Origin of the sequence: Streptococcus parasanguinis, from assembly GCF_023109675.1 — a bacterium.
GTDB lineage: Bacteria > Bacillota > Bacilli > Lactobacillales > Streptococcaceae > Streptococcus > Streptococcus parasanguinis_I.
Genome location: NZ_JALDUR010000002.1, coordinates 284,962 through 303,009, shown reverse-complemented (window position 1 = coordinate 303,009; position 18,048 = coordinate 284,962). Strand labels below are relative to the sequence as shown.

Below are 18,048 nucleotides of genomic sequence, written 5' to 3'. Positions count from 1 at the left end.
TCTTCATAAGTTAATTTCATAATAAAAACACCCCAAAAGTTAGATTTTTTTCTGTCTAACTTTTGGGGTGCAGTTCAATTTTCTTAAGACCTTCTTTAAAAGCACATTATCTATAATAGAAAGGAAAGAACTATGGCAAAGAAGAGACGTAGTCGTGCTGATCGACGAAAAGCCAAAGAGAAAGCTAAGAAACAACAGATGGGTTCTCTAACTACTTTCGAAGGCCGTAAACAATTCGTCCAATCAAAAGGACTAACTAATCTAGTCACGCGCTTTAAAAAAGGAAAGGGTATCAAGCGAAATGAATCCAAAAAAACGGGAGAGGACATTCATTTAATCCATACCGACCGAACTCTTCATAACTACGCTGGTTCCTGGAGCCGATTTGCTTCCTTTGTTGCTACAACAGCTACTGCCGAAGAGTTAGAAGCTCTTGATAAATCTAACGATAAAGAGGGATGGATTGACTTGGTAAATCAATATTTAGAACATTGTAAAAAATCAGGGCTTTCTGCTCCTACTCAGTCAACCTATAAAGCAGCATTGGCGAAAGTTTTAGGAATATCTTCTACTGCTTTTATTGCAACAGATATTCGATATCGAGCCAACAAAAAAAATAATCGCTTAAAATCTAATGACGATAGAATGTCTGAAGAAACGAATAATCGATGGTTTTCAATCGTATCTGCCACTGGACTACGAAAAAATGAGCTAAAAGCAATTACTGGTGACTCACTCTACCAACGTGAGGATGGCCGATATTATCTTAAAATCATTGGTAAAAAGCATAAAACAAAAGGAGCTAGAGATCGTTGGGTTCCGATTATCACACGAGACAAAGAAGAATTAGAGAGGCTTGTTGAGGAGTTTAAGCTAGCTGGTAAAAAGCGTGTGTTTCAAGTTCCATCTGCTTTAAAACCTCATAAATATCGTGCTGAATACGCAAAACGTCTTTATCTTCTTGTCGCGAGAGATCCCAAAGATATCAAAGATAAAAAAGAAAAAATTTTTCTAAGAGGAGAATTAAGGGGAGTCGTCCTGGATCGAAAGGCCAGCTTAATTGTATCGCGTGCTCTCGGACACAATCGACCAGAAGAATTTCAAAAATCGTATGCATATAAGTTAATCGCACAAGCAAACTAATAAACTTACTTTGTAATGTTTTAAGTGTATCAAATCTAAAATCATTTTTTTCACATCTTTATTCTTAATCTAAATGAAAAATAAAGTAGATAAGAACCTACTTCTTTCTTCAAACCATTATCACTACGCGTTTTTCAAACAATCAAACATTAAGTTCTTTTGTTTTAAAAAAATTTTTTTCATTTTTTCATTATTTTTTTTGAAAAAAAAAAGGGTTTTTGAACAAGTTCCTGGCATACTAAAGAATAGGGGGTATAAAAAGAAAAAATTTTTAATCTTACCCCAAACAACATACTTTATCAAAATACTATGTGAAAGGAATTTAATCGAATGGCTAGAAGAAAATTAACACAGGAAGAAGAACAAAAACGTTTAGAAGTAAAAATTGAGAATGAAAAAAAGATACTAGAGGCTTTCTCATCAATGCCTTGTTTTGCTGGAATAGATAAATGTAAATTATCCCTACAGGATTTTTCTTTAGAGTGTAAAGAAATAAAGAATTTAAAATATGATAGTACTTGTAACTTAAAGACATCTATAGATGGAAAGTTGCTTAGTTTAGATATTAAATCAGAATTTTTCGGGAAAATCACTATTTCTTTTGATGAATCAAATTTTAAAACATCGTACTGTTACATTGAATTAATTCATGGGGGGTTAAATATCGAAACGGCTGGTATTGAGGGGATTAAAAGTAGATTAGCAAACGCAATCGATTTTATTAAAAATAATTACGGTATTTTGATTACTTACTCGACTGCCCTCTTTCTCGAAATGGAACTTGCTTATACAATTGCCTTTGATAAAACTCCAAACTTACAGCTCAGAAGTTTTCTACACAAATGTCTTTCATCAGGATACCCTCCAAATTTTGGAAATGAGAAAAGTAAAAAGAACAACTATGACTATCCAATTTTGAGTTGTAAGATTAGTAATGAAGAATTAACCGTTACTTACGATAAAATTGAAAAAGCAAAAAGAAAAGGACAAATCAGAAGAAATGGTTCAAAACTAGATAATATTAATGTCCAAAGATTTGAACTAGTATTAAAGAAAAATAAAATTAAAAAATTTTTGGGAACCAATTCTTTAGATTTACTGAATGATGCACAATTGATAGAATATTTGGAAACAAAACTTCATTCAACAATAAATGTGTACATAAAGTTAATTGAAGAATCAAGTGCAAAAACTAAAAAAGTGATTCAAGATGTTTATAACAAATACGGTCCTAAAAGTTATATTAAAGAACTTTTAAATCAAGTAAATAATCATTCTCTTAGATTTTTGTCTCCTTTGGTGTTAGACGAAGAAATTATAGCATTGTCGAATATTGCTCCTTTCAAAAATAAAGGTAGAACCAAAAGAACAATAATAGACTCCTTCCAAAATAGTGAAAAAAATATTTTGAAAAAAACGAGACCGGATTAATGATTACTTGGCACGTTCGAGATATATTTAAACTATTTTATGAATCACTAGAAGTTGCTAAAGAAAAAGGTTTAGGATGTCATAAAGATGCTAAGTCGACTCATACATTTAAGCATGTTTTAAAAGATTATTCATTAGATAATAGAAATAAAATTTTAAATAAAACTATAAGATCTAATACTCGAAATCAAAAGAATAAAATTAGAAACCATGTTTTAAAAGAATTCCCTGATGTAGATTTAGATATTAATAAAAAATAAAGCAAATTAAATAATAATTTTTTTACATTTATGGCTGTAAACCTTGATACAACAACAAACATGTATTTATATGTACACAGTTTTCGTTTGATTATTTGAGAAAGGAAATAGATATGTGTGAATTTTTTAGAACAAAAAAGAGCTTGTTTCTAAACTTTGGCCGGTATCAGAAACAAACTCAAAAAATAACAGTAATAATATCTATTACCTTTTTCTATTATCGCAATAAAATTTAGAAAATTCAAGAGGATTATTAATTATGAAACAAACAATGAATAAAGAGGATTTGATTAATATGGGTTACAATCCCTATACTGCGGTTTCAATCATTAGACAAGCTAAGCAAATTATGGTACAAAAGGGGTATGCCTTTTATAATAATAGACGTTTAGGGCACGTCCCAATCAGTGCTGTTGAAGAAATTCTGGGTGTTTCACTTCACGAGGAGGGATAATGCCACAATATCAACAGAAAACAAAATTTCCTGGAGTATATTCTGATAAAGACGGAAAATATTTTCTTCAAACCGAATTTGGTCGAGATAGAGTTACTGGGAAACGTGTACGAAAGAAATCTAGGGTAGATCAGCATGGAAAACCATTTAAATCGGCCTCAGATGCTTATAAAGAATTAACTCGCCTGAAACATGAATATCATCAATCTCAAGGTTATTCTAACTACCGTATGAAATATCGGCAATTTATGGAAGACCATTATATTCCATACTATAGAACAACAGTTGAGCACAGTACATTTTCAGTGCGAGAGAAAAATCTTTTACAGCTTTGTGATCGTTTTGGTGACACCATGCTTCGTTCGATAACCCTTGAACAAGTTCAGATGTTTCGCACGTGGTTACTGACTAGTCAAGATGAGGATGGTGCCGGATATTCACAAGGATATGCTAGCCTCATCTTTGGCATGTTTAGGAAATCATTGGACTATGCTTTGCAAATGGGATATGTGGAAAAAAACATTTCTAAGCAATCTAATGCAATTCCTAAAGGAAAAAGTAATGTCCCATATTGGACTAAGAGCGAATTTGAAGCTGTTATTTCGAAAATTTACATTGAAGATGTATATGAACATTTAAACTTCGTGATGATTTGGGTATATTTCATGACTGGCGTACGTGTAAATGAAGGTTGTGCCCTTCAATGGAATGATGTTGACTTTGATAAGCAACGCCTACGAGTTCATCATATGCTTATTGTTAAAAACAAAAAAGAATGGACACGTAATTCCTATTCGAAAACTAAAGACGGAAGAAGGATGATTAGTTTAGATAAAGATACTATTGATGTGTTAAAAAAATGGCGTGAAGCTCAAAAAAAGATTGGACTAGGACACGAGAACGATTTTATCTTTTCATACGATGGCTTACCTATGTTGAAATCTACAATCTCAAGGATAATTAAAAGGTACGCCAAGATTGCTCACGTAAAGCCTATCCAAGCGAAGGGTCTCCGACACAGCCATGCATCACTGCTAATTAATGAATTAAATGTTTCTGTACTTATTCTATCAAAACGATTAGGACACTCTTCTCCTGAAATCACCTTGAAACACTACTCACATCTATGGGATGGCGCTGATGAAGTTATCACTAATGAAATGGTAGGAATTATTAATGTTTCTTTCCCATCTTCTAGCTTAGTACATTTCAACGGGAACCAATCAATTTTAAAATAACATTCCCACCAAAAACCCCACCAAAAACAATTAACACCTTAAAAAGCCTGTTCTATAAAGCTTTTTGAGGCGACTGCAACCATTGAGTGGGAATAAAAAAAAGGTCCGGGGGACCTTTTTTTCACGAGCCAAGAAATAGAAAAGCGAGTTTAAGGTCCGGGGGACCTTGATTCACGAGCATAACATAAAATATCTAATTAAGTATAAAAATAGGAAATCACACACAAAAAGCACTCTGACTTATTGTCTGCAGTGCTTTCGTGCTATTTTTAGCCAACTAAACCACTAAAGAATTTGACAATGGCATTCCAGATGGCTCCGAAGAAGCCAGCAATGGCATTCCACGCATTTGTGAAGAAGTTTCCACTGTCTTTTAGAATAGCATTTGTATCAAAATTGAGATTGATATTATTAAAGGTATCGCCTGCCTTGTCTACGATACTATCTTTCAAGTCAGACAAGGTCTTCGTAAAGCTTTTGCTACTGATAACACTACTCTTTGAGAGGTTGACTGCGAAATTCACGATCAAATTAATCTGATCACCTGTCACAGTTGTATCCAGCTTATAATTTTTCAGGGTTTCTTCGACGATCTTTCGAATATCATCCTTGCTTAAATCCTGATTGTTCTGTTTGGCATTGGCTACTGCTGTTTTAATGTCGGTCAATGCTACGTTTAACTTATCCGCATCGAAGTTTTTCTTACCAGCGTTTTCTTCATTGATTCCGGATAGAGCCTTTAACTCTTCTTGGGCTAGATCCTTGCTTTCTTGAGAAACTTTGGCACCATTTTTCTCAAGCGAGTAATAGATCCCAGCCAAGGCACTTTCTCCGGTCACTTGGATAGGGGAAGCTACTGTAATTTGAGCATGCTCCAATCCAAGTGTAACGGCTGCATTACGATACATATCTGCAGTGACCTTGGTGATATTTTGAGGTGTCACGATATTGACTTCTAGTGGCTTATTTTTGCCTAATTTTTGAATTTTGACAGAGGAATAAAGTTCCAAACTATCATCGTTGGCAACGTTCATAATCGAAGAATAAACCTCTGGTGTCATGGTCTTCCACTCTTCTTTATCTTTTGAACTATCGTAGTTCAAGAGACTCAAGGTTTGTTCGATTTGACTTTGGTCCAGCGAATAGCCCAAAACATAGTCTGGTTTGACATAGGTTTCATCGATGACTTTCTGCACATTGCTATCTGCAGAAACACGTGGGACAGCTGTAAACAAAGCCAAAGTCGTCGTTACAAACAATGCAATCTTCTTTAATTTCATCTTTTTCTTCTTTCTAATTCAAATCAACTCTGGGCATCTCATATTACTTTTCTCACCTCACTAGAGATGAAAAAAGAAGTAAATAAAGAGATTACCCACTTAGACTTTTATTATACAGTCGGTTTCTTAAAACTAGCTTACAGTTTTTTTAAGAATGCATGACATTTTTATTATCCCTCAAAATCGGAGGCAGAACTGATCGACTTAAAAAAAGAGCCAATCGGCTCTTTGAAAAATGATTAAAACCATGAAAATAACTTCATAATCGTCATATTGGTTTCTACCAAACGGGAATAATAAATATTGCCCCCATTAATGTAGAGTTCCATCCCGTTTAAAAGAGAGATAGGGTGGAGGTAAAGATAAGTTTCACCGGTTACATTGCCAAGACTTGGTGCCACTACATCTCGTGAATAAGCGCGGGCCAACTCGAGGGAATTTGTTCCACCGTGTTTTGCGACGTAATCGATGTAGTCTTTCCCAAAATTATAGGCTTGAACCGCTGTCCAGCTATCAACGCCTTTTTTCTTGGCTTCTTTTAACTCATCTGAAAGAGTTTGAATTCCTTGGCGAATACTAGCCTTATTATCACTAATGGTATTGGTCTCACCACTTGCACTCTCACTCGCCTGCATGACATCGTCCTCACGGCCTTTGGTCTCCGTATAGATCATAGCCAGAATGAGGTTTTCATTGGCCGTGGTGTCCTCCTCAGCAAGGACTTCTCTAACCAGGGAGCGGTACTGCATGACTTGTTTGACGTCATGATGGATCTGAATTCCCTTGTAGATTCCAAATATTAGTAAGATGAATAAGAAGATCTTCACTATACGTTTAATCATTATTTACTCTGTATATCCTCAATATTTTTGATCAAAATAGAATAGGTTCCGTACTCGTTTAGAATAAATTCAACAGATTCTGCATCTTCATAGACATTATTCGGAACGATTAGTTCAATTCCATTTGACAATGACAATTTCTGATTTTCGAACTTCTTCAACTGGCGACTTGCATCAATCTCTTCAAAGGTGACAGGCTCTGGTACAGCTTCTTTGACTTGGTCAATAAAACTGAGGCGAGCTGTCAGATTGTCGTTGAAGAGATCATCCGCTAATTTCTCAGGAGAGAGTTTATTTTCTTCCTCAATATGGTTAAAAATAGCTGATTTAACCTTTGATTGAAATTGAAAATCGTCTGTGTTAAAGCTTTCCGCAATCTTCTGGGCTGTTTTTTCCAGTGCCTTGATCGATTTTTTAGGAGAGATCTTGGGTTGCGCCTGCAACAGATTTTCCGAAAAATAGTTCAAGAACGTCCCGTTGTACTTGATCCTTTTTTCAATCAAGTGGTATTTGCGACTTTGAAGATTGATGACCAAGGCCTCATCAGCACCAGTCCCAAAACCAGGTAGATTATTTTGCGTCAGCTTAATCGGATTGTCCACTTCACCACCAAGATGCGTCAGGGTTTCCCGTAAGGCGATCCGAAGAAAGGCAAAATGGTCTACCCCTTCTTTTGAGAATTGAATGAACACCAAATCGTTGGTCTTTTGATTCTCAGAAACGATAAATTCTTCCTTCCAACGATTCGCTACTGCAACCGAGGTTTCTAATAGGTCATCTGAGATCATCTCAAGAAAAGGATTGTCCTCTTCGAAAATACCGGTCCTGGCTTCATCGGAATAGACCCGTTCAATCTTCTTACGCAAGTATTCCTCAATTTTAGGTGTGATATTGAGAAATTTATCTGCTAGATAGAGATCGGTATCGTCAGGGCTAAATTGATGAATGATGGCTTTTTTTACGTAAATATCCATAAGATGGTTTAGTCCTCGTAAAGTGGAAAAGCGTCTGTCAAGGCTTTGACTTGGCTACGCACTTCATCTAATACTTCTTGATTATCCGCATTCTTCAGCGCTTTGATCATGAGTTCAGCAACGGTGCGACTTTCTTTTTCACCAAAACCACGAGCGGTGATGGCTGCTGCACCAATCCGAATCCCACTGGTCTTAAAAGGAGACAAGGTTTCATAAGGAATAGAGTTCTTGTTGAGGGTGATATTAACTTCATCCAACAAGTTTTGCGCCACTTTCCCATTTTCAACGACTTTAGTGACGTCGACAAGGAAAAGGTGGTTCTCTGTTCCGCCTGAAATGACACGGAAATCAGGATCTTGCAAGAAGACATCAGCCATGGCCTGACTGTTCTTAATCACATTAGCTGCATACTCTTTAAAGGCAGGATCCAGCGCTTCTTTGAAGGCGACAGCTTTGGCTGCAATGACATGCTCCAACGGTCCTCCTTGAATACCAGGGAAAATAGCAGAGTTAATTTTCTTAGCTAATTCCTCGTCATTGGTCAAGATTAGGCCTCCACGAGGTCCACGAAGGGTCTTGTGAGTGGTCGTAGTCGTGATATGGGCATAAGGAACTGGACTTGGATGAAGACCTGTTGCCACGAGACCAGCGATATGGGCCATATCAACCATGAGCTTAGCTCCTACTGCATCAGCAATCTCACGGAATTTTGAGAAATCAATAATATGAGAGTAGGCTGAGGCACCAGCAACGATGAGTTTTGGCTTCACTTCTTGGGCTTGTTTTAAGATGGCATCAAAATCCAAGAGCTCTGTTTCAGGATCTACACTATAAGACACAAAGTTATAGGTTTGACCAGAGAAACTCACAGAAGCTCCGTGCGTCAAATGCCCACCGGCAGCTAGATCCATCCCCATTACGGTATCACCAGGCTCAATCAAGGCCATATAGGCAGCACAGTTTGCCTGACTTCCTGAATGCGGTTGAACGTTCGCAAATTTAGCCCCAAAGATTTCTTTGGCCCGTTCGATCGCGAGACTTTCGACCACATCGACCACATCTGTCCCGCCATAGTAACGACGGCCAGGGTAGCCTTCAGCATATTTATTTGTCAGAATAGACCCTTGAGCAGCCATCACTGCCTTAGAGACAACATTTTCAGAAGCAATCAACTCAATATTGTTTTGTTGACGCTCTTCCTCTTTAGCGATCGCATTCCATAGGTCTGCATCATAAGCTTTGTAATCTTCTTTATCAAAAATCATGGGTCTACTCCTTTATAAAAAATTATTTATGTACATTATCACTGAGGAAGTTCATCATCCTCAAAGGAAAGCTCGGGCACATGTGCAAGCAAATCAGCTTTGGTAATTGAACCTTGTCGCAAAATCCTTGCTTTGGAACCAGAGATATCCAAAATAGTTGAATCTTGTCCAGTCAGAAATTCATCATCCTCGACACCAGGAACCACTTGATCAAATTCGCTTATAATAGCCTTATACTTTGTTCCACTTGCATGACCTGAAAGATTGGCCGAAGGACCAACTAAAGGACCGTATTTACGAATTAATTCCAACGTTTTTGGGTGAGCCGGAATACGGAAACCAACTGTATCCAAGCCTGAATGAATCCAGTCTGGCACCTTGTCATTCGCCTGAAGAATAATAGTGAGAGGCCCTGGTAAAAACGAATCAATCAGTTTTGTTAAATAGCCAGGTTGATTTTTCGAATAAAGTCGAATATCTTCTTCGCCAGCTACATTTAAATTCAGAGCCTTTTCTCTAGGTCTACGTTTTAATTCGTAAATGTAATCAACTGCCTCTTTATCCAAAGCTTTAGCGAAAATACCATAGACTGTTTCAGTTGGCAGAATAACCACACGTCCTGCTTCTAATTCTTTCTCAATGTGATCCATTGTCTACTACTACCATTCTATCTTGTCCAAATTGGTCTTTCATAACCCGAACGCGTCTATCGGGAAATGCCTCTTGAAAAAGCTCTTTTACCTTGCTTCCTTGCTTATAGCCAATTTCTAGGTAAATCTTTCCATCTGGTGTTAAAACACTTGGTGCTTGCTGGGCAATCTTTTCGTAGATGGCATATCCATCACGATCCGCAAAAAGTGCTAAGTGGGGTTCAGAGGCTAAAACATTGGCTCCAACCTCTTCTACATCATCCCGAGAGATATAGGGAGGGTTGGACACAATCAGGTCATAAGGACCTTCTAGTTCGTCCAGTACATCTGACGACTTGAATTCAAGGACAGCTTCTAACTGCTTGGCATTTTCTTGAGCCAGTGCTAAAACCTCTTCTGAGACATCGCTAGCTTGAATCTGCCAGGAAGGTCTAGCAAGGGCTAGGCTAATGGCAATGGCCCCACTTCCTGTTCCGATATCTAGAACTCGTAAGGCTTCCCCATCGTTTTCCTCCAGTATGAGATCCACCAACTCCTCTGTTTCTGGTCGTGGGATCAAGACGCGCTCATCCACTGTAAAAACATGGCCATAAAATTCTGCACTGCCAATAATATACTGGGCAGGGACGTGATGTTTCAACTGCTCAAAGATGGAATCAAGCAAGGCCTGATCCTCTACTTCCACTTCTTTTTGCAAGGCAAGGACAAAGTCTGTAAAGGTCCAGTTTTTTAAAGCACGATACGCGAAGGAGAGGCTTTCTGCTTCCTCTCCAACGGCTATTAGTTCTTCTTCATACTGGGCTAATAATGGTCCCAACAACATTATTTGTTCAACTCTTCTAGTTTTTGTGTTTGGTCATACAAGACCAAAGCATCGACCACTTCATCTAATTTACCAGATAAGATGGTATCCAGTTTTTGAAGGGTCAAGCCAATCCGGTGATCGGTCACACGGTTTTGAGGGAAGTTGTAAGTCCGGATCCGCTCTGAACGGTCACCAGTCCCGATAGTAGACTTCCGCTCAGCGTCTTGCTCGTCTTGGGCAATCTGAGCAAAGTGGTCAGCCACACGCGCACGGATGATCTTCATGGCTTTTTCGCGGTTCTTCTGTTGCGTCCGTTCTTCTTGCATCTCGACCTTGATATTGGTTGGCAAGTGGACGATACGAACGGCTGTTGCGACCTTGTTGACGTTCTGTCCACCCGCACCAGATGCGTGGTAGATGTCAATCCGAAGGTCTTTTGGATCAATGTCGTACTCGACTTCTTCGATTTCTGGCATGACCAGAACTGTGGCAGTCGAAGTATGGACACGACCTTGGCTTTCTGTCACAGGAACCCGTTGCACCCGGTGGGCACCAGATTCATACTTGAGTTTTGAATAAACTGATTGACCAGAAACCATGGCTACGACTTCTTTGATCCCACCAACGCCATTGTAGGAGGCTTCCATGACTTCAAAGCGCCAGCCTTGGCTTTCTGCGTATTTTTGGTACATTTGTAAGAGGTCGCCAGCAAACAATTGGGCTTCGTCTCCTCCTGCTGCTCCACGGATTTCCAAGATAATGTTCTTGTCATCGTTTGGATCTTTTGGAAGAAGTAAGATTTTCAGTTTTTCTTCGTACTCTTCTTTTTCAGCCTTAGCATCTTTTAGCTCTTGCTTGGCCATTTCTTCCAAATCAGCATCTCCGCCTGCTTCCTTAATCATTTCCTCAGCGTCGACAATGTTTTGAAGGACTTGCTTGTACTCTCGGTATGCTGTCACCGTATCACGAGTGGAAGCCTCTTCTTTTGAAAGCTCCATAAAGCGTTTGGTATCAGAGACCACATCGGGGTCACTCAACAATTCTCCTAACTCTTCGTATCGGTCTTCTACAGCTTGTAGTTGATCATAGATATTCATGTTTGCTCCTTAATTCTAGGTTGTTAGATCATAGATTGCTACAATTTCGTCTTCTATGACTTCGCCAGATTCTTTAAATCCATAATGGAGATAGCAAGATCTCGCTTGATTATTTTCCGGTTCATAAGATAACCAAAGACTTGTTGCTTTTCCAGCTGGCTCTGTTCGAACAAAGTCAATGACTGCATCCATAGTCGGTTTAAAATAGCCTAAACCTTGAAATCGTTTATCGATCATAAAACGAAATAACAAGTAGTTCCCCTTGCTGATCCCAATTTTCTGGTCATAGGCAATCATAACAAAACCAACTAATACTTCCTTATCATAAACTGCTAAGGGAGCTATAAAATCACCATTTTTATCATATACATAGGCTTCAGCTAAACTAATGGAATTGGATGCAATAAAATTCCTTTGGTTTGGATGAACTTCTAGATTTAAAACGTCAAAATAATTCTCTATTGTAATATCTTTTAAACAAATAGACATTATTATCCTCTCTAAAACGTTCTAGACGCTTTCAGTTGGAATGTCTGGATTAAAATAATGCTTGCGGCAAACGGAGATATAGGTCTCGTGTCCACCGATCTGGATCTGCTCTCCATCATAGACAGGTCTACCTGCTTGGGTACGCAAGACCATGGTTGCCTTGCGGGAACAGTATTGGCAGATGGTTTTGATCTCCTCGATCTTGTCGGCTAACAAGAGGAGGTGTTTGGAACCTTCAAAGAGTTCATTTCGGAAATCATTTTTGAGGCCAAAAGCCATAACCGGCACATCCAGTTCATCCACGACTCTTGCCAAGTCATAGACATGGTGGCGTTTCAAAAACTGAGCTTCATCGATTAACACACAGTAAGGTTTGATTGTTTGGTTTTTAATAAAGCCAAAGATATCCGTATCGTCTTCAATTGCAACGGCTTCTCGTTTCATACCGATCCGACTAGAAACCACTCCTACTCCATCTCGTGTATCGATTGCCGAGGTCATGATGACGACGCTCTTGCCTTGCTCTTCATAATTATGGGCCACCTTCAAAATCTCAATGGTTTTCCCCGAGTTCATGGTCCCATATTTATAATATAATTGTGCCATTTTCCTTTTGTTCTCTCTAAAATGTGTTTCATTATCATTTTACCATAATTTTGCTAAGCTTTGTATCCCAAAATGTGATAAAATAGTCCTATAAAAAATTTAGGAGGTGGCCATATGCCATTTGTACGAATTGACCTATTTGAAGGACGCACCTTGGAACAAAAGAAAGCCTTGGCCAAGGAAGTAACCGAAGCTGTTGTCCGCAATACTGGCGCTCCTCAGTCAGCTGTTCACGTCATCATTAACGATATGCCTGAAGGAACCTACTTCCCTCAAGGTGAAATGCGCACCAAATAATGGTTCCACTAAAAAAGCCTTTCTTGCTTGTGATATCACATAGCAGGAAAGGCTTTTCCTTATTTTTCTTGAGCTTGACGTTCTGCTTTCCGTTCTTCGAATTCTTCGTCACTCATCAAAGTTCCGCCGACATTGGCTGATTTGGCAAAGGCTGTATAGCGACGCAACCAACCACTGGAGATTTTTGATTTGAAAGGTTTCAAATGTTTGCGACGTTCTGCAAGAGTTGCATCATCGACAAGCAAATCAATAGTACGATTTGGAAGGTCAATCACGATTTCATCCCCATCTTCGATTAGGGCGATATTCCCACCTTCTGCTGCTTCTGGAGAAACATGACCAATAGCAATTCCACGAGTAGCTCCTGAGAAACGACCATCCGTAATCAGTGCCACATCCTTACCAAGACCGCGCCCGACAATCTTAGAAGTTGGTGCTAGCATCTCTGGCATACCAGGACCACCCTGAGGACCTTCGTAACGAATGACAACGACATGTCCCTTCTTAACTGTTCCATTGTCAATCAACTCAAGGGCTTGATCTTGTGAATCGCAACAAATAGCTTTACCACGGAAAGTAGTCACAGATGGATCGACCCCACCGACCTTGATAACAGCCCCATCTTGAGCGATATTTCCGTAAAGGATCGACAAACCACCTACAGGTGAAATCGGATGTTCGATTGGATGGATAATTTCTTTATTTTTGATTTCAGCACCAGCTACGTTTTCTTTCAAGGTTTTACCAGTAACTGTGATACGATCACCCTTGATGGCTCCTTTTTTGATCAACTGATTGATAATGGCTGGAACACCACCAGCTTCATGCACATCATGCATAGTGTAAACACTTGAAGGTGCAATTTTAGAGAGATAAGGTGTCTTCTTGGCAATTTCGTTGATATCTTTGAGATCATAGTCAATCCCCGCTTCACGCGCAATAGCCAGCGTATGAAGCACCGTATTGGTTGAACCACCCATGGCCATATCGAGCGCAAAAGCATCGTTGATGGCTTCTTTGGTCACGATATCCCGTGGACGGATATCCTTTTTAATATTCTCTACCAATTGTTTGGCCGCTTGGCGAACCAATTCCCGTCTTTCATCTGAAACAGCTAGGATGGTACCATTTCCAGGAAGAGCAAGACCTAATACCTCCATCAAACAGTTCATGGAATTGGCAGTAAACATACCAGAGCAAGAGCCACAAGTTGGGCAGGCATTTTTTTCCAAGAAATCCAGCTCATCCATGCCCATATCACCAGCTTGATAAGTACCTACAGCTTCAAACAAACTTGAGAGCGTCGCCTGATGCCCCGTCATGTCAACGCCGCCCTTCATGGGTCCACCAGAACAAAATACGGCAGGCACATTGGTCCGCATGGCAGCTAAAATCATTCCTGGTGTAATCTTATCACAGTTGGGAATATAGAAAACACCATCAAACCAGTGGGCATTGATGACTGTTTCAGCAGCATCTGCGATCAACTCGCGTGATGGCAAACTATAACGCATCCCGATATGACCCATCGCAATCCCATCATCGACACCGATGGTGTTAAATTCAAAAGGGATCCCACCAGCCTCGCGAATAGCCTCCTTAGCAATATCCGCTAATTCACGCAGATGAACATGCCCTGGAACGATATCAATATAGGAGTTACAAATCGCAATAAAGGGCTTTTGCATATCCTTTGCTGATTTTACTTGCCCTGTTGCATAGAGGAGACCACGCGCTGGTGCTCGGTCGATCCCCATTTTGATCATATCACTTCTCATCTTGTTCTCCTTCTAGTTCTTCATTTCTACCTCCTAATCTTACCACTTTGATATCAATTGTCAAGAACTTTCAGAAAATTTATACTATTTACGGTACATAAAAAGCCTGGTCTCCCAGACTTTAGTTTAGTTTGTTTGCTTTTTTTCGACCTGCCAGAGCCGAAGTTGGTAGCAAATACCACTCACGACAAGGCTAGAAATTAGGCCAATCCAATAGGCATAGGGACCAAGGTTGGTCGCATGATCAAGGAAAATCCCTAAAGGAATAGAAATACACCAATAACTAAAAACTCCTAATAAGAATGGAACGGTTGTATCCTTATAACCACGCAAAATCCCTTGAAGGGGTGCTGCAAAGGTGTCAGCTACTTGGAAAAAGAGACTATAGGTCATGAAAATAGCAGTTTGCTGCACAAAGACTGGATCCTTGCCGTATAGTCCCGCAAGTTGGAAGCGGAATGTATAAAGAAAGACGAGGGTGACAATCGCAAAACCAAAGGCTGTCAGCCGTCCCAAACGGCAATATTGTTTGACCACTTCTGGTCTTCCTGCTCCCAGTTCGTAAGATACGATAATAGCCATGGTGCTCGAGATACTGACTGGGAAAGCATACATCAGGGTAGAAAAATTCATGGCCGATTGGTGACTAGCGATGGTGAGTGATGGGAATTTTGCCATTAACAGGCCAACCAGCGAGAAGATGATGACTTTTGCAAAAACAATTCCACCGATTGGAAGCCCAAGGCGCAATACTTCTTTCATCCCTTTAAAATCATAAGGTTGCGGCTTCCACAATTGGAAAGGTGCTACCTTAGGGTGCTTGCACAAGATCAAAACTGCAATAGCCAGCAAGACCCAGTAGGCCAGAGAGGTTCCGAGACCTGCCCCTGCTCCTCCCATCTCAGGAAAGCCAAATGACCCATAGATCAGGATATAGTTAAAACAAGCATTGAGAGGCAAAAGCAAGAGCATCAAGTACATGGATAGACGCGTCATTCCCAAGGTATCGAGGAAGGTCCGCACGATACTAAAGAGCAACAAAGGTAAGATTCCTAGAGAAAGGAAATATAAATAGCGAATGGCTATTTGGGCAACAACATTTTCTAAACCGATCTGCTTGAGAATCATGGGTGCAATGCCCCAAACAAAGCCTATTAAGAGAATGGCCATACCAAATGACATATAGAGGAATTGGTAAAAATCGCCAGCAATCCGTTCTTTATTTCCCTTGCCTAAGTGATGCCCGACAATCGGTGTCAGAGCAGAGATAATCCCGGTCAGGAAAGTAAAAAATGGATTCCACAGACTGGTAGCTGTAGAAACCCCAGCCAAATCAAGGGTCCGGTAATGACCGGTCATGGCTGTATCGACAAAGCTGGCTGAATAATTGGCCAATTGGTAGATCAAAATCGGCAAAAACAGACTCAAAAACAAGCGCAAGCGTTCTTTAAAGTGATAGGTTAAATACATGATTCTAACTCTCTTCTCATCAAATAAGATTTTCTCCACCTCCACTCTACTATATGTTTCCTTAAAAGTCAAAAAAAACCGAAGATCCAAAGACCTCCGGTAAATTTGAGATAATTATTTATTGCGGTTCAAAATCGCATTGAGAACGATCGCTAAGACACTTGCGACGACAATTCCGTTTGCAAAAAACATTTGGAACCCTGTTGGAAGGCCATTAAAGAGGGTGCTGTTGTTCAAACCAACCCCTGCTGCAATCGATACAGCTGCGATGAGGAAATTGTGCTCATTGTGTTCAAAATCAACACGCGCAAGAATCTGCATCCCCTGAATAGATACGAAGCCAAACATGACCAGCATCGCTCCACCAAGAACTGGGCTAGGGATGATTTGTGCTAAAGCTCCAAACTTTGGAAGGAGACCGAGTAGAACAAGGAAACCAGCCGCATAATAGATTGGAAGACGAGTCTTGATACCAGACAATTTCACTAAACCAACGTTTTGTGAGAATCCAGTGTAAGGGAAGGTATTGAAGATACCACCGAGAAGAACGGCCAACCCTTCAGCACGATAACCATTACGGAGGCGTGTGCTATCAATCGGATCTTTGGTAATATCTGAAAGTGCAAGATAGACACCTGTTGATTCCACCATAGAAACCGTCGCGATGATACACATCATTAAGATTGAAGTAATTTCAAACTTAGGTGCTCCAAAGAAGAATGGTGTTGGAACGTGAACGACTGGTGCTTGCGATACAGGTGTGAAATCCACCAAGCCCATAGAAGCCGCAATAGCAGTACCTACGATCAAACCAATCAAAATTGAAATGGATTTAATAAACCCAGTCGTATAGATATTAACAACTAAAATGATGAGAATGGTCACCACAGCCAAAATCAAGCTTTGAACGGTTGGTTTTGGCGCATTATTTCCCATATTTCCAATCGCTACTGGAATCAAAGTCAAACCAATGGTTGTAATAACAGATCCCGTTACAATAGATGGGAAGAGATTGGCAATCTTAGAGAAGAAACCAGATACAAGGATGACATAAATCCCTGAGACAATCAAGGCACCAAACATGGCCCCACTTCCATGACTAGCCCCGATCATGCTGAGAGGTGCTACAGACTGGAAGGCAACCCCCAGGACTACCGGAAGACCGATCCCAAAGTATTTATTGAGCTGCACTTGAAGGAAAGTTGCGACCCCACACATGAAGATATCTGTAGAGATGAGATAGGTCAGTTGATGAGCGTTATAACCCAAAGCTCCCGCGATCATGATCGGTACCAAAATAGATCCCGAATACATGGCCAAAAGGTGTTGCAAGCCTAAAATGGCTGCCTGTGAATGGCTTTCTTGTTTTTGCATTAGATGTCTGCCTCCTTAAATACAACCTGACCATTTTCAAAACGGTCCAAACGTGCGAGGGATACAACTGGATATCCCAACTCTTCTAACAATCCCCGTCCATCTTGGAAGGATTTTTCAATCACGATCCCAATCGCTTCGACTTGAGCCCCGGCTTGTTCGATGATTTGAATCAATCCTTTGGCTGCTTGACCATTTGCAAGGAAATCGTCAATGATCAAAATCTTATCTGATGGATCCAAGAATTTACCCGCAATCGAAACGGTGCTGGTCACTTGCTTGGTAAAGGAATAAACCTCAGCCGTCAAAATGCCTTCATTCATCGTGATGTTTTTCGCCTTCTTAGCAAAGATCATGGGAACATCCAAGGCTTCAGCTACATAAAGGGCTGGCGCAATTCCAGACGCTTCAATGGTTACGACTTTCGTCACGCCAGCATCTTTGAACCGGTCCGCAAAGGTCTGACCAATTTCTTTCATCAATTTGAAATCCACTTGGTGGGTCAAAAAGGAATCCACCTTGAGGATATTCTCACCCAAAACATTGCCATCTTTTAAGATGCGCTCTTCAAGTAATTTCATACTTCCTCCTACTT

At 40.0% G+C, this 18,048-nt stretch carries 19 protein-coding genes; 6 read left to right on the top strand and 13 right to left on the bottom strand.

Features of this window, described 5'->3' with window-relative positions:
• The first annotated feature begins 132 nt into the window (after nucleotides 1–132).
• The 5 genes from M1G14_RS03110 (at nucleotide 133) to M1G14_RS03090 (ending at nucleotide 4,526) form a co-directional block, all read left to right on the top strand.
• Nucleotides 133–1,143 (top strand): site-specific integrase, encoded by a 1,011-nt coding sequence (locus M1G14_RS03110; protein WP_007521711.1) that lies wholly within the window; start codon nucleotides 133–135, stop codon nucleotides 1,141–1,143.
• A gap of 330 nt (nucleotides 1,144–1,473) precedes the next feature.
• Nucleotides 1,474–2,574, top strand: a complete 1,101-nt coding sequence (locus tag M1G14_RS03105; RefSeq protein WP_247926264.1) for a hypothetical protein — start codon at nucleotides 1,474–1,476, stop codon at nucleotides 2,572–2,574.
• The gene (locus M1G14_RS03100; RefSeq protein WP_247926263.1) at nucleotides 2,574–2,834 is read left to right on the top strand and encodes a hypothetical protein; all 261 of its coding nucleotides are present in this window, start codon (nucleotides 2,574–2,576) and stop codon (nucleotides 2,832–2,834) included. The genes M1G14_RS03105 and M1G14_RS03100 overlap by 1 nt, the downstream gene beginning before the upstream one ends.
• A 259-nt stretch (nucleotides 2,835–3,093) precedes the next feature.
• The gene (locus M1G14_RS03095) at nucleotides 3,094–3,288 is read left to right on the top strand and encodes a DUF3173 domain-containing protein (RefSeq protein WP_049473220.1); all 195 of its coding nucleotides are present in this window, start codon (nucleotides 3,094–3,096) and stop codon (nucleotides 3,286–3,288) included.
• On the top strand, nucleotides 3,288–4,526 hold the full coding sequence (locus M1G14_RS03090; RefSeq protein WP_247926262.1) for a tyrosine-type recombinase/integrase: 1,239 nt from the start codon (nucleotides 3,288–3,290) through the stop codon (nucleotides 4,524–4,526). The genes M1G14_RS03095 and M1G14_RS03090 overlap by 1 nt, the downstream gene beginning before the upstream one ends.
• 269 nt (nucleotides 4,527–4,795) lie before the next feature.
• On the opposite strand, the gene M1G14_RS03085 is transcribed toward M1G14_RS03090, so the two are convergent.
• The 9 genes from M1G14_RS03085 to M1G14_RS03045 form a co-directional block, all read right to left on the bottom strand.
• Nucleotides 4,796–5,806, bottom strand: a complete 1,011-nt coding sequence (locus M1G14_RS03085; RefSeq protein ID WP_247926261.1) for a DUF1002 domain-containing protein — start codon at nucleotides 5,804–5,806, stop codon at nucleotides 4,796–4,798.
• Nucleotides 5,807–6,045: 239 nt separating this feature from the next.
• Entirely contained in the window at nucleotides 6,046–6,648 is a 603-nt protein-coding gene (locus M1G14_RS03080; protein WP_003007284.1) for a lysozyme family protein, read from the bottom strand.
• On the bottom strand, nucleotides 6,648–7,622 hold the full coding sequence (locus M1G14_RS03075; protein WP_247926260.1) for a nucleoid-associated protein: 975 nt from the start codon (nucleotides 7,620–7,622) through the stop codon (nucleotides 6,648–6,650). The genes M1G14_RS03080 and M1G14_RS03075 overlap by 1 nt, the downstream gene beginning before the upstream one ends.
• Nucleotides 7,623–7,630: 8 nt before the next feature.
• Nucleotides 7,631–8,887 carry a serine hydroxymethyltransferase gene (gene glyA / locus M1G14_RS03070; RefSeq protein ID WP_247926259.1) on the bottom strand — a complete coding sequence of 419 codons (1,257 nt, stop codon included), beginning with the start codon at nucleotides 8,885–8,887 and terminating at the stop codon, nucleotides 7,631–7,633.
• Nucleotides 8,888–8,925: 38 nt separating this feature from the next.
• Nucleotides 8,926–9,537, bottom strand: coding sequence for an L-threonylcarbamoyladenylate synthase (locus tag M1G14_RS03065; protein WP_049474936.1), 612 nt, complete (start codon nucleotides 9,535–9,537; stop codon nucleotides 8,926–8,928).
• Nucleotides 9,524–10,360 (bottom strand): peptide chain release factor N(5)-glutamine methyltransferase, encoded by an 837-nt coding sequence (gene prmC, locus M1G14_RS03060; protein ID WP_049474935.1) that lies wholly within the window; start codon nucleotides 10,358–10,360, stop codon nucleotides 9,524–9,526. The genes M1G14_RS03065 and prmC overlap by 14 nt, the downstream gene beginning before the upstream one ends.
• A complete protein-coding gene (prfA, locus tag M1G14_RS03055) occupies nucleotides 10,360–11,439 on the bottom strand; it encodes a peptide chain release factor 1 (RefSeq protein ID WP_003007273.1) in 1,080 nt (359 codons plus the stop codon). The genes prmC and prfA overlap by 1 nt, the downstream gene beginning before the upstream one ends.
• Before the next feature lie 15 nt (nucleotides 11,440–11,454).
• Nucleotides 11,455–11,928, bottom strand: a complete 474-nt coding sequence (locus M1G14_RS03050; protein WP_247926258.1) for a GNAT family N-acetyltransferase — start codon at nucleotides 11,926–11,928, stop codon at nucleotides 11,455–11,457.
• 21 nt (nucleotides 11,929–11,949) lie between these two features.
• Nucleotides 11,950–12,534 (bottom strand): thymidine kinase, encoded by a 585-nt coding sequence (locus M1G14_RS03045; protein WP_049474933.1) that lies wholly within the window; start codon nucleotides 12,532–12,534, stop codon nucleotides 11,950–11,952.
• A gap of 114 nt (nucleotides 12,535–12,648) precedes the next feature.
• Here M1G14_RS03045 and M1G14_RS03040 point away from each other — a divergent pair, with 114 nt between their 5' ends.
• A complete protein-coding gene (locus M1G14_RS03040) occupies nucleotides 12,649–12,831 on the top strand; it encodes a 4-oxalocrotonate tautomerase (protein WP_001117401.1) in 183 nt (60 codons plus the stop codon).
• 59 nt (nucleotides 12,832–12,890) lie between these two features.
• Here the strand turns inward: M1G14_RS03040 and ilvD are convergent, their stop codons facing one another.
• The 4 genes from ilvD to M1G14_RS03020 form a co-directional block, all read right to left on the bottom strand.
• A complete protein-coding gene (gene ilvD / locus M1G14_RS03035; protein WP_049474932.1) occupies nucleotides 12,891–14,609 on the bottom strand; it encodes a dihydroxy-acid dehydratase in 1,719 nt (572 codons plus the stop codon).
• Between the two features lie 126 nt (nucleotides 14,610–14,735).
• On the bottom strand, nucleotides 14,736–16,079 hold the full coding sequence (locus M1G14_RS03030) for an MATE family efflux transporter (protein ID WP_247926257.1): 1,344 nt from the start codon (nucleotides 16,077–16,079) through the stop codon (nucleotides 14,736–14,738).
• A 114-nt stretch (nucleotides 16,080–16,193) separates the two neighbouring features.
• Nucleotides 16,194–17,453, bottom strand: a complete 1,260-nt coding sequence (locus M1G14_RS03025) for a nucleobase:cation symporter-2 family protein (protein ID WP_247926256.1) — start codon at nucleotides 17,451–17,453, stop codon at nucleotides 16,194–16,196.
• A complete protein-coding gene (locus tag M1G14_RS03020) occupies nucleotides 17,453–18,034 on the bottom strand; it encodes a xanthine phosphoribosyltransferase (protein ID WP_049522975.1) in 582 nt (193 codons plus the stop codon). The genes M1G14_RS03025 and M1G14_RS03020 overlap by 1 nt, the downstream gene beginning before the upstream one ends.
• Between the last annotated feature and the right edge of the window lie 14 nt (nucleotides 18,035–18,048).